The sequence below is a fragment of the Lacticaseibacillus jixiensis genome (genome assembly GCF_042847315.1).
Classification (GTDB): Bacteria; Bacillota; Bacilli; order Lactobacillales; family Lactobacillaceae; genus Lacticaseibacillus; species Lacticaseibacillus jixiensis.
In genome coordinates this window covers 193,403-205,522 of record NZ_BAAFPR010000003.1, presented here as the reverse complement: position 1 = coordinate 205,522, position 12,120 = coordinate 193,403, and the positions used below count along the sequence as shown (strand labels likewise).

The window sequence follows — 12,120 nt, the reverse complement described above, 5'->3', positions numbered from 1 at the left end:
ACCAACGAGGTCCACAATAAGATGGTTCGGCGAGACTTTCCCAAAGGTGAATCCCTAGACGCTGTCAGCCCACAAGCTGTCGCCGAAACTCAAGATCGGCTCAACCGCCTCCCTCGTCGCCAACTCAGATATCGGACGACCGAGGAAGTCTTCGTCGCTGAGCGCGCTCGAGCTCAGCGACGAGCTGCCAAGGTAGTCGTAGCCAGCTAGCTCAACTCATCAAAGATAACAGTTCATCTCACGGTGTCGTGCCATGGGGTGGCTAACTTGTTCTTGCAATTTGCGGTTATTTAAATGTTGTAATACTTGTCAAAAATCTTAAAGCCCAGTTTCGCCGTGTATAGTTAACCTATGGAAAAGATAACTTAGGCAAACGAAGAAAGGAGGGTTCGCTCATGATGCCATTACCATTGGATTGGGAGACTCTGGGCCTTAAGTAATGATTGTCTATTCAAACAAAGTCTTACAACAAGTTGCAGCCCTGCTAGTTCGGATTAACTTAGCTATCTGAAATGTACGCCGTGTCTGACGCTCATTCAAGCATTTATGATAGCGATTTCAGCCATTACTTCGATACTTAGCCAATCCGATCTAAGCAGTGCAACTGGTTTCGATTAGCACAACTTCACAAGGCATCTCCACCGTATTGTTGAAAGCAGCAATGAACTTGCAGACTTTTCTGAAATCAGACTCATCTAATTGTTGCTGCTGTCTTTAGTGGAAATCGATTCTCAAAGGATTACTAATAATATTTTCAAAAACACAAAGATAAGGAGGAACCACCCATGAAAGTCACCAAATTTAGCTACGCCCTGTTGAGTGCAGTGATGCTTGCAGGGGCGGCTACCCCATCTGTCGTTACGTTTGCATCTACGGAAACGTTGAATTCATCGGCAAACGCTGATCGCAATACAACTGACATCGAAAATGCTATTGACGGTGAAGTAAATATTGACAACCTTGTAGACTATGTTAAAGTTAACGTAAGCGCTTCCCGGTTTGAACTTGCAAGTGACGCGTTGACTGATCTTACGAACTCTGAATATGACTTCTTGAGCGTCCAAATTGCATTAAGCAATGCACACATTGCGACAATGATTGAGGATGGCTTTGAAGATTTCTTTGTTGCCGATCCTGGTTCGGACGTTGTTTACATCTATAATAACGGTATCTTGTCGCCTGTCCTTCCATCTCTCGATGCTCGATATACCGAGGGTGTGACCAAGGTTACCGTACATTGGAACTTTGTCCGAATTTATTTAAGTCGTACGGCGGCGAACCGAGCGGTTAACGGGATGGGATTAACAGGTGCCGCGTCATATCTTACGACTTCGCAAATTAAGGCCACTGCTTCTAAGATGTTTACTACACCATTTCCTGGTGGCGTATGGTTCGACATCAACTTCTTTGATGTGGGGGTATCGGCAATTGGCGGATTAGCTGGAGTTGCAACAGCCATTCTATTGGATGGCATTAATAGTCACGGGTACCAATAACCCTAAGAAGCTATAAAGAAGGATGACAATGAATAAGAAACTTTGGCTTATTATATTTCTATATATACTGTTGATTATCACGGTGGTAAGCTTATACCTGTCGACGAAGACGGTTACACTGATTTTTATCATAGTTTCCTTCTTTGATCTCACCTATCTTATGCTTGAGTTAACGTCCAAGAACCGATAGTCTGTGAATTCAGTGGCGAGCTGCACTTCATTCTTGGTTCTGTACGATTTGTTGACCCCATTTCTCCAAGTACAATGGTATTGAAAGATGATTCCTATCCCTTGAAGGTTTCTCAGAGATGAGGAACCTTTTTCGTATTGACCAATCGTTAAGTTGGTTGGTCAACACATCACTAGTACGAAGCGTAGAATTTCTTGGCAACGCTCACTGTTGTACCGATTGGCATAAGTGACGGCTCTTTTTTCCATTGCAGCCGTTTGAGCTAGACGGCAACTACTTGTGTTCGTATCGCTGATCCAGCCAATCAGCGAAAAAGAGCGCTAAGATTGATTCCGCACTCTTTTATCCTTACAACAACACACGAACATGGCAATATTGCAATCAGCAATTTTCTTTGATGTATTCTATCCAGCTTTGTTGGTCAACCGTACGCAATGCGGACAAAATTTTTCGCTTTATCTTAGTGACATCCTGACCACTTCTTGATTGCTTAAGCATTTGAAACACTTGCAACGCAATACTCGCTCTAACATCATGATAGGTATTCGCAACTTTGGCCAGCTCACTCTTAAACTCACAGAAGAGAACTTCGTCATGGCGTTCAAATGTAAGTTGGCTTCCGTTTATAAGAAAAGCGAGCAGATCATTGGCGTGGTTTGAGCTGTTAACAGCTAACCACATGCTTTCAACAGATTCATGAAATTGAAAACTAATATACTTGTCGTCGAAAACAAATAAACAATTTGTAAACAGAACTAGCTCAAATCGTCCCCAGCTGTAAACTGAATCAAGGTAGTTCTTCAGATGCTCAACAATTCCTGGTACCTTCGGATCAGTTAAGACTGCCTTACAGCGAAGATCATTTAGAAGGTAGTACTGGGCGTAAAGACTATAGAAGTAGAAATCATTCGTATCTTCAAATCTTGCCAACAGATCATCTGCTAAGGATTGGTCAAATGGCGCCTTAAATCCGTGTGAAACCCTAGTGGCCAACTCTCTCCGCGGGTCAATGAGACTACTGTCGTAAAGATACTCGTATTCCTCTAATGTAATATTCAACCGATTGCAATATCTAACCAGGTTATCAAAGGTAATGCTTGACCCACCACGTTCAAATGCGGCAAGTGAATTTCGGCTTGTAATGCCTGCCGACAATTGTTCCTGCGTCAAATTCCGTTCAATGCGAAGTTTTTTAATTAATTCCCCGTGCCGCAATATCAACATCTCCAACGTATATTGAAAAAATACTGTTATTTAAATGTTGTAATACTTGTCAAAAATCTTAAAGCCCAGTTTCGCCGTGTATGGTTAACCTATGGAAAAGATAACTTAGGCAAGCGAAGAAAGGAGGGTTCGCTCATGATGCCATTACCACTGGATTGGGAGACTCTGGGCCTTAAGTAATGATTGTCTATTCAAACAAAGTCGTACAACAACTTGCAGCCCTGCTAGCTCGGATTAACTTAGCTGCCTGAAATATACGCCGTGTCTGACGCTCATTCAAACATTTATGATAGCGATTTCAGCCATTACCTCGATACTTCTAAGCAGTGCAACTGGTTTCGATTAGCACAACTTCACAAGGCATCTCCACCGTATTGTTGACGGATACTCATGCTGTAAAAAAACAGCACACAAAGGAGGAAACTTTTATGAAGATCACCAGACTTAGCTATGCAGCACTCTGCGCTATGATGCTCGCAAGTGCTTCCACCCCAACTTTAACAGCGTTTGCGTCCTCAGGCACCGAAAATACTTCTAGCACGAAGACTGAAAATTCAGTTATTGAAAAAAGCAATGCAATTGCAGATTTTTCAGACCCGGTTTCCGTGAGTCCTCTTGAATCAAATAATCAGGTAACGGCACCAATTTCTCTGGAGACTCAAACAAAAATCAATGCTTTAATTCAAGTCATTGATAACCAATACGTCCTTGCGAAAAATGCAATCGATTCGCTAAAAACTAGTGAATATGTTCTAGCGGTAAAAGTCCTACAGGAAAGAAACTTCCAGGTCCTATCCCAACACTTAACCATTGATCCAGAAACTAAGGAATTTGAGGCTTACTACAATGACGCGGGCCAGCAAATTGAAACTCGGATGGCTGCATCGGTCACCGTGACTAACGGATGGAATTACATTCGAGTTAAACTTAACACAAACGCAGTAGCCAACAAATTCCGAGACTTCTGTGATAAATTCTCCAACATGTTGAGCATGGGCTCTGACGTGTCGATGGCAGTTAGTCAATGTGCTGTCCTTTTTCCAGAACTATTACCATTCATTAGTATTATTGAAACTGCAAATTTTGCACTCTATCTTGCTGCCAGTGCGTTTTCACTTATCGATGTGGCAGTTGACAACGTCGTAGGTAAGTATGGATCATTCTATGTAGATATTAATATCTTTACTCTCGGGGTTTCAACGGGCAACCTATAACACAAGGAAATACAAAGTGTTGTATCTACCTAACCATACGTCCTAAGGCGTGTGGTTTTATTTGATGGGATATTTTTATTCTTATATTGTGGATTGACTCACGAAAGCGTATGGTACTGGTGAGGCGTTTACTCACTGAAATATCGCTCTATTTCCGACCTTGTATTACTATAATCTGATAGATTGCGAGTTGATATAATGTTACTACGAGCTTCAGAAACCGTTGCAGCTGAAACTAATAATAATTATTATGACGTTGGCGGAATAAATGCGATCATTGGCTTCTTCAATAATATCTTTAACTTTAAGGGAAAAAGCACTCGTCGAGAGTTTTGGTGGATGAAACTTTGGACAACACTTGTTGAGGTGGTAGTCAGTTCTATACTTTTAGTACAAATATTCAACTCTCCCACACAATTGTTGAAGGGCCATCTTGGACATTTGAACGATTCGCAGGATAGTGCTTGGATGGGACTTTTAGGATTCTGGCTCGTTTTTATTCTATGGATCTCAGTACCTTCTCTTGCAATGGGAATTCGCCGTTACAGAGATGCAGGTATACCTTGGGGAATCTACATTGTACTACGTTATATCGTTTGCATGTTTTATGTCACTTTTCTTGTTTTAGCGCTTAATAGTGCCGATTGGAACATATTGTTATTAGCTATTGGTACTGACTGCATCTCACAATTGCCAACACTTAAAGCGTCCAAACATGCGCTCACCACAGAATTGGTTTCAATAAATCAAACAACCAGCTATGAGCATTCCAAAGGCAACAGTATCAAATCAAGTAAATATAGTACAATTTCAGCTCTACTAGCACTTTTCATCGTGGTAATTGCTGGCTACTTTATTTTTTCTGGACAAAGGGTTATTGGCCAGCTCGTGCTCGGCATTGCATTAATAGTTGGCATACTTCCTAGACTCTTGCGAAAGGGTTCCGGAAAGTAAACTCTGTAGCATGTATACATGTCGTTTTATGGTTCCTTATCAGGGCGTACGCAAAACAGACCTATCACTCACAACTTAATTATCGAAACCGAGTAACACTTGACACATACGAAAGATAATATTAAAGCTGTTGTGAAGCTTGTTGAGAAATACATTCTTTCTAAGCTTGGTATTACGGTTACCGGTCTTACGGAAATCGCTATGGTGGTTACAGGAACCTCTTTTTGCGGACTTGTCGCTGAGGCAGCGGATCGTATTGATGGTTCCAACGACGGTTATCTCTTTGCATAAAGGATTAAAATGAAAAAAACTAATAAGCTGTTGCTGGTATTCGCGATTGTTGTCATTTTAGATTTATGCCTTGCTGTTTCATTCTTATTGCGGTCGCGTTTCCTTGTTGGAGGCGTTGCTCTTGTAGCGGGGTTAGACTTGGCTAGACGTTGGTGGAATCTAAAGGTGGAGATTCGTAAGTGGCAATTGAAACATCCAGATTATTAATATAGCTGTGCGCAGAAAAGTAGTCTTATTGGTTCGGGGGACAAGCTTGCGAGTTCCGAGGCTGCAACTTGACACAAGGCGTACAACTTCAAAAAGCCCATCATCTAGGCATTTCTAGGCGGTGGGCTTTTGAGGCGTTCATGAGGTTTTTTGTGTGGAAGTTTGTCAAATGGTGTTGAAGGATAGTTCCTATCCTTTGAAGGTTTCTCAGTGATGAGAAACCTTTTTCGTATTGATCAATCGTTAAGTTGGTGGGTCAACCCATCACTAGTACGAAGCGTAGAATCTAATGCTGATATGATTAAAGGCTCTACACTTTCTATTGTTGGAGAAATTCAACGCTACACGTGCAGACCCGCTTTAAATGACAAAATAATGGGACACCTATTTATATCAGTCCTTGATTATCTGGAAAATGCCGCCAGCAGCTGCTTTTTCTGCTTGCGCGTGCGCACGATGACCAAACGCTGCGTTTCTCGCAACTGCGCCAGCGCCGGCTGCAACCGCCGCTTCTCGACTTGCGCAAAGCGCAGCACATACCACAAGAAACGCACATATTCGCGATCCCAGTGTTCAACAAAGTTCGCGGGCATCTCCGGGCGGCTGCTTGGGTCTTTGGCAAAGCGCCATGAGCGGCGCAATATCCGCAGCAAAGCGACTAACGCATTGCAGCGTACCCACACGATCACGTCGGCTTGCGGCACGCGAACATTCAGCGTACTGGCATAATTGCCATCGATCAGCCAATTCTCATGCGCTGCCATGAAAGCCTCCTGCTGGGCAATGAAGCGCTGTTTGGCTTGGGCACTATAATCGTCGGCATGCCACAGCTGGTCTAAAGCCAGCAGGGGCCAGCCGGTTTGTTGCGCAATGGCTGAGGCCAGCGTTGACTTCCCGGCGCCAGGCCGGCCGATCAATAAGAGTTTCATCGTTTTCCCTCCGGCATTAGAATACCGCACCAGTCTTTAGTCGCCTAGTGCGGTATCAATCAGGCTTCAGGAATTCTGGCCAGCAGCGTTTGGGCATTGGCGCGGATGTCTGCGGCAGCGAAGAGCTCTGATACCAAGGCGACACCAGCGATCCCCGTCCCTGCCAGCTGTGCCAAGTTGCCTTGATGAATGCCGCCGATCGCCACTGCCGGAATGTGCACGGCTTGGGTGATGGCGCGCAAGGTGGTCAGCGGCACGTCCACAGCATCCGGCTTCGTCGCCGTAGCAAACACCGCGCCGACGCCAAGGTAATCGGCGCCAGCAGCTTGGGCGGCCAAGGCTTCAGGCACGGTTTGCGCCGAGACGCCTACCAGCTTATCCGGCCCCCAACTTGCGCGAATGGTGCCGGCAGCCAAGTCAGCTTGGCCGACATGGATCCCGTCGGCGTCAACGGCCTGCGCCACTGCCAAGTTATCATTGATGATAAAAGGCACATGATAGTCGGCACAGACTTGCTTGATCGTCCAGGCTTCTTTGATGAAATCAGCATCTGACAAGTGCTTCTCCCGCAATTGCACCATTGTCACGCCGCCTTGGATCGCTTCTGTCACACATTCAGCCAAGGTACGTCCGTTAAGCCATTGCCGATCTGTCACGGCATATAATTTAAGCGATTTTGCGTCCATCACGCCGCCTCCAATTCACTAGTACCGCTAAGATTCCTACCACCAACACCGTCGGCACCGTGCTGCCCAGCAATGAAACATGGGCCAAGAACAGGCGATAACACGCCACGCCCAGCACCCACAAGATGATATTCGGCAGATCCAAGCTGGCTGTCGCCTTTTGACCTAAGGCAAAGCCGACAATGGCGATCACTGCCATTGGCACAAATACCGCGCTGATCCAATACAAGAAATCTGCATAAGCCGCTTCCGGCACGAACACCGCAATCGCCGTGCCGATCACCGTCACGCCAATGGCCAACCACTTGGTCACCCCGCCGACCAGCAGCTGCGCAGAAACACCGGCGGAATACACATCCAAGAACGTGGTCGTGATCGTCGACAACACAATCACCACCAGCGCCACGGCGCCCATGCCAAAGCCTTGCATCAACCCGGCGATGCTGGTTTGGCCGGTGAACACCGTGCCTAATAAACCAATGGCAAACATCCACATGCTGCCGATGCTGTAGACGCCGACGCTTAAGGCGTTGGCCTGCAGCGGCTGCTTGGCTTGGCTGGTGTAATCAGCGATCAGCGGCAGCCACGACAGCGGCATGGCAATGGCTAATTCAATCGCCGCACCGAAACTCAAACTGCCGCTGGCGGCATGCACCTGAGCGTGGCCGACGAAGCGAATCGATAAGTAAACGCCAGCCAATAACAGTGCCAGCATCGCCACAGTGTTGAGCTTGCCTAAATCAGCCAAGCCGATCAACAGCCACACGCCAGTCACCGCACCAATCACGATCGCCCAAAAGCCCAGCCCCAACGGCCAGAATACTTGCGCCGCTTGCGCTCCGGTGAGGACCATCACCGCGGTCCACCCCACCAGCTGCAACACGTTAAGCCCGGCAAACCACTGCGCCCCGCGTTTACCAAACGCAATGCCCATCGTCGCCATCGCGGGTTGCCCAGTCAGCGCCCCGATGCGGCCGCAGCCATACATCAGCGCGCCGCCTAATACATGGCCGATCAAGATTGCCAGCAAGCCCATGCCCAGCCCCAGCGGTGCAAACAAGGTGCCGGATAGAATTTCCGCCAGACTGATGGCAGCGCCAAACCATAACAATGCGTTGTCTTTGAGACTAGTTTTCATATGCGTCCTCCGGATATGCCCAGTGATTCAACGGCCCATGCCCGTGGCCAACAATGATGCCGTCTTTGATCGCCGCTTCTACATAGGCTTTGCCGGTGCGAATGGCGCCTGCCAAGTCGCGCCCTTTGGCCAATTCGGCGGTGATGCAAGCCGACAAGGTGTCGCCGGTGCCATGCGTGCGGATCGTGTCAACGCGCTTGGCCGGCATCCAGAAGTCTTCGCCGCTGGCCAACAAAACATAGTCGCTAGCTGAGTCGCTGTCTTCAAGGTGGCCGCCTTTGATGATGACGTTCTGCGCGCCAGTGGCCAGGATGCGCCGCCCTGCTTCTTTCATATCATCAGTGGTGGTGATCGTCATGTTAGCCAGCTTCTGGGCTTCAGGTAAATTCGGTGTCGCCAAAGTCGCCAATGGTAATAATTCGTCGCGGACCACGGCAATGGCATCTTCGCTTAACAGCGACGCACCACCTTTGGCGATCATCACCGGATCGACTGTCAGCGGGCCGAAGTCGTAACGCTTAAGGTTGCGAACGACTGCGCGCACCGTGGGCACGTCAGCAAGCATCCCGGTTTTGCAAGCGCGGATGGCCAGATCTGCGGCCAAGCTGGCAAATTGCGCATCGATCATTGCTTCTGGCAAAGCCAGCGAATCTTGCACGCCGAGGGTATTTTGCGCAGTGATCGCCACCAACACCGTGGTGGCAAAAACGTGCCGCGATTGAATCGTCTTGAGGTCAGCTTGCATGCCGGCCCCGCCGCCGGAATCGGAACCGGCGATCGATAATGCTTGAGGAAATTGGTCCATGTTGTTCTCCTTATTGGGTTTCGTCGAGCACCGCTAAGTGCGCTTTGCTCTGCTCTGGTTTCTCGTCGAGCTGCACAGCCCAACGCGGGTGCATTTAGCTACGCCATCGTACTCGGGACAAAGTACATCCCAAGCACGATGGCTAGGCTAACTGACCCGCTAAGTTCGGGCTGTTCCGCTCTGGTTTCTAGGCACGGCGAGCGGCTTCGTAGCGGGTCAGTGTGTTGAGTTTCTCAACATCTAATGTCGCCAAAGTATCCAACAGCTGGGCCGCAAAAGTCCCGCCTTGCGTCGCTTCCAACTTTGCTGCAGTCTGTTCGCCAGCAACCCCAAGCGTTGCGGCACCCATTAAAGCAGCGGCAAAGTAGTCATCGGTCAAGCCTGCGTACGCGCCGATGATGCTCGACAACAAGTCGCCTGAACCCACCACCGCTGGCAACAACGGTGTTTCGTTATATACCGTCGCCAAATTATTGCCGCTGGCGATCGCGTCGATTTTGCCGGAAACCACCACGGTGCAACCGTACTTCTGCGCGCAATGTTGCGCCAATTCAGCCGGTGCCGCAGCAGCATCCCCGGCGTCAATGCCCTTCGCGTTGGCTTCAATGCCTGCCAAAAACGCGATTTCGCCTGCATTGCCGCGAATCACACTGATCGGGTAATCTTCCAGCAACTTTTTTGCCGCTTCGGCGCGATAACTGGTCGCGCCAACAGCCACCGGATCAAGCACGATCGGCTTGGCATGGGCTTTGGCCGCGTCGGCCAAGGCCAACACCAGCGGCATGTCGGTGTGGTTGATGGTGCCGATATTGATCACTAGCGCGTTGGCCGCAGTCATCAACTGATCCGCTTCTTCCTCAGCCAACGTCATGATCGGCGATGCACCCAAGGCATTCAAGCCATTGGCAACAAAGTTGGGTGTGACAAAATTGGCGTAGTTGACCACCAACGGATGGGTCGTTTGCAATTGGGCTAACAATTCAGTATTCATAAAACATTCCTCCTTGAGATAACGTTGTTGTGACTGGGCTTCGTCGAGCTGTGCAAAGCAACGCGGCAGTGATATAAGCCGTGACGCCGCCAAGGCAAAGAACGCCTTTGCGTCATCCCATCTTATATCAGCCGCTAAATGCGCTTTGCTTCGCTCTGGTTTCTTCGTCGAGCTGCGCAGCCCAACGCGGCGTGATATAAGTCGTGACGTCAATTGGGCCAAAACCGCCCAACTGCCATCCCGCCTTATATCCACCGCTAAGTTCGGGCTGCTTCACTCTGGTTTCTTCGTCGAGCTGCGTGGCGCAATGCGGGTACATTTAGCTACGCCATCGTACTCGGCTAAGTGCGCGCCACTTCGCTCTGGGCACAAAAAATAGCGCCGCAGGATTTGCGACGCTACTGAAAAAAAACAGTTCACGACACTTCCCTACGCAAGTCCTAACTTACAGGTTCCAAGGGACCAAGCAGTGTATGCTTATCTCGGCCGCTACTGGCGGCGCCCCTAGTGTTCAATTAATTATTTAATTGGCTTTAGGATAACACAGTTGTACTGGAAGCGCCATCTAGATTCTTCGGCGAACTCTCCCAAAGAAATCACAATCCTGATCCAAATACTGGAGAACAGGCGTTGCGCAGGCGCACGAGGAAGGCGTCGGTCAGGCCGTGAAACGGGTGACATCAAGTGAGACTCGCGCCTTTTGCGAGGCTTACTCGATGTCACCCGCGGCAACTTTTGAGCTTTGTAAGGCGAGCCGCAGGCGAGTGCAAAGCTCAAAAGTTAGGCGTAAAACACGCGTACTTTGCGTGGTTGAAGCCGGCCGCACCGCCTGCGCCGACGCCTTCCTCGTGCGCCGGAGCAATGCCTGTCCGGTTCTACCCGATTGCTGAGCAACCGTGGTACACTATGCGCAGAAACTACCGGAAAGGGGCCGCGCACATGGCCACGATGATCGATTATCTTCACGAATATGGCACTGCCACTTTTGCCGAAGCGCCGCTAAGCGTGGTTGATGCAGCGATTTTGGCGCAACTAGCGTATTGTGCCTTTACGCCGCACACCAGCGGACGCCTGGGCTCATTAACGCCGCAAGCACAGGCTCGCTTGGTGCAAGGCACCTGGCAAGAAGCAGGCAATCGGCAACTGTTGGCCGCAGCAGCGGCATCCCCGCGCTATCGCAATGTGCAGTGGTTGGCGCCAGTGGCACGTTTGGACGCGGATCGCCAACAAGAATTCTCGGCGGTGACTTTTGCCCTGGCGCCGCAGTTGTATTACGTGAGTTATCGCGGCACCCGCGCCAGCTTCGTCGACTGGAAAGAAGACTTCAACATGACGTTCCTGGCGGCGATCCCGTCGCAACAAGCAGCTTTGGCGTATTTTGCCACAGTTTATACGCAACACCCTGGCACTTACTACCTCGGCGGCCATTCCAAAGGTGGGACGCTGGCCGCCTATGCTTACGTGAACGCCGAACCCGCCTTGCAAAAAAATGTCCTATACGTCTACAACTTCGATGGGCCCGGATTGCGCCAGCTTCACCACGACCCCAAGCTGCTCAAGCTGGTGCCGGAAGCTTCGGTGGTCGGGATGATCTTGGAGCCTGGGCAAGATTTTGGCGTGGTGACCAGCAACGCCCGCGGCTGGCGGCAACACGACTTATTGTCTTGGCCGATTCGCGCCCGCGACTTCGAATATCTGCCCGCCACCAGCCGCCGCTCCCAGCAATTGCAGGCGCTTTTACTAAATTGGTTGGATGCGCTAGACGACACCACGAAACAACAGGCTTTAGATGCGATTTATCAAGTCCTGAGCCAAACTGATGCCGCAACTTTCTCAGAGCTGACCGCCACTCCGACACAGTCTGCCAAAGCGATTCTGGCGGGGCTGCACACCACCAGTGCCGACGATCATGCCGCCTGGCGCGCTGTGGCAGATGGATTGGCCAAGGCGGTACTGGCAACATTACGGCATTGACTTGGCATTTTACTGATTTAT

General features: G+C 49.4%; 12 protein-coding genes, 1 pseudogene and 1 riboswitch. Of the genes and pseudogenes, 7 read left to right on the top strand and 6 right to left on the bottom strand.

Features of this window, described 5'->3' with window-relative positions:
• Both ACGG90_RS15650 and ACGG90_RS03330 read left to right on the top strand, forming a co-directional pair.
• Positions 1–210, top strand: a pseudogene (locus tag ACGG90_RS15650) (IS30 family transposase); the annotation flags it as partial.
• Positions 211–785: 575 nt separating this feature from the next.
• Positions 786–1,496 (top strand): hypothetical protein, encoded by a 711-nt coding sequence (locus ACGG90_RS03330; protein ID WP_390405840.1) that lies wholly within the window; start codon positions 786–788, stop codon positions 1,494–1,496.
• A gap of 571 nt (positions 1,497–2,067) precedes the next feature.
• On the opposite strand, the gene ACGG90_RS03325 is transcribed toward ACGG90_RS03330, so the two are convergent.
• Complete coding sequence (locus ACGG90_RS03325; protein ID WP_390405838.1) at positions 2,068–2,901, bottom strand: helix-turn-helix domain-containing protein; 834 nt, start codon at positions 2,899–2,901, stop codon at positions 2,068–2,070.
• A 437-nt stretch (positions 2,902–3,338) separates the two neighbouring features.
• On the opposite strand from ACGG90_RS03325, the gene ACGG90_RS03320 reads away from it, so the two are divergent.
• The 4 genes from ACGG90_RS03320 (at position 3,339) to ACGG90_RS03305 (ending at position 5,576) form a co-directional block, all read left to right on the top strand.
• The gene (locus ACGG90_RS03320; protein WP_390405836.1) at positions 3,339–4,124 is read left to right on the top strand and encodes a hypothetical protein; all 786 of its coding nucleotides are present in this window, start codon (positions 3,339–3,341) and stop codon (positions 4,122–4,124) included.
• Between the two features lie 198 nt (positions 4,125–4,322).
• On the top strand, positions 4,323–5,078 hold the full coding sequence (locus ACGG90_RS03315; protein ID WP_390405833.1) for a DUF805 domain-containing protein: 756 nt from the start codon (positions 4,323–4,325) through the stop codon (positions 5,076–5,078).
• A 99-nt stretch (positions 5,079–5,177) separates the two neighbouring features.
• Positions 5,178–5,369 carry a hypothetical protein gene (locus ACGG90_RS03310; protein WP_390405831.1) on the top strand — a complete coding sequence of 64 codons (192 nt, stop codon included), beginning with the start codon at positions 5,178–5,180 and terminating at the stop codon, positions 5,367–5,369.
• Between the two features lie 9 nt (positions 5,370–5,378).
• Complete coding sequence (locus tag ACGG90_RS03305; protein WP_390405829.1) at positions 5,379–5,576, top strand: hypothetical protein; 198 nt, start codon at positions 5,379–5,381, stop codon at positions 5,574–5,576.
• A 404-nt stretch (positions 5,577–5,980) separates the two neighbouring features.
• Here ACGG90_RS03305 and ACGG90_RS03300 read toward each other — a convergent pair whose 3' ends face one another.
• From ACGG90_RS03300 to thiM, 5 genes are all read right to left on the bottom strand, one after another.
• A complete protein-coding gene (locus ACGG90_RS03300) occupies positions 5,981–6,505 on the bottom strand; it encodes an AAA family ATPase (RefSeq protein WP_390405826.1) in 525 nt (174 codons plus the stop codon).
• A 59-nt stretch (positions 6,506–6,564) separates the two neighbouring features.
• Entirely contained in the window at positions 6,565–7,191 is a 627-nt protein-coding gene (thiE, locus tag ACGG90_RS03295; RefSeq protein WP_390405824.1) for a thiamine phosphate synthase, read from the bottom strand.
• Positions 7,172–8,329: a putative hydroxymethylpyrimidine transporter CytX gene (gene cytX / locus ACGG90_RS03290; protein WP_390405822.1), complete on the bottom strand. Its 1,158-nt coding sequence runs from the start codon at positions 8,327–8,329 to the stop codon at positions 7,172–7,174. The genes thiE and cytX overlap by 20 nt, the downstream gene beginning before the upstream one ends.
• Positions 8,319–9,134 (bottom strand): bifunctional hydroxymethylpyrimidine kinase/phosphomethylpyrimidine kinase, encoded by an 816-nt coding sequence (gene thiD, locus ACGG90_RS03285; protein ID WP_390405819.1) that lies wholly within the window; start codon positions 9,132–9,134, stop codon positions 8,319–8,321. The genes cytX and thiD overlap by 11 nt, the downstream gene beginning before the upstream one ends.
• A 187-nt stretch (positions 9,135–9,321) precedes the next feature.
• On the bottom strand, positions 9,322–10,125 hold the full coding sequence (thiM, locus tag ACGG90_RS03280) for a hydroxyethylthiazole kinase (protein ID WP_390405816.1): 804 nt from the start codon (positions 10,123–10,125) through the stop codon (positions 9,322–9,324).
• A gap of 409 nt (positions 10,126–10,534) precedes the next feature.
• Positions 10,535–10,641, bottom strand: a riboswitch (TPP riboswitch).
• 423 nt (positions 10,642–11,064) lie between these two features.
• On the opposite strand from thiM, the gene ACGG90_RS03275 reads away from it, so the two are divergent.
• A complete protein-coding gene (locus tag ACGG90_RS03275; protein WP_390405813.1) occupies positions 11,065–12,099 on the top strand; it encodes an Mbeg1-like protein in 1,035 nt (344 codons plus the stop codon).
• Positions 12,100–12,120 lie beyond the last annotated feature (21 nt).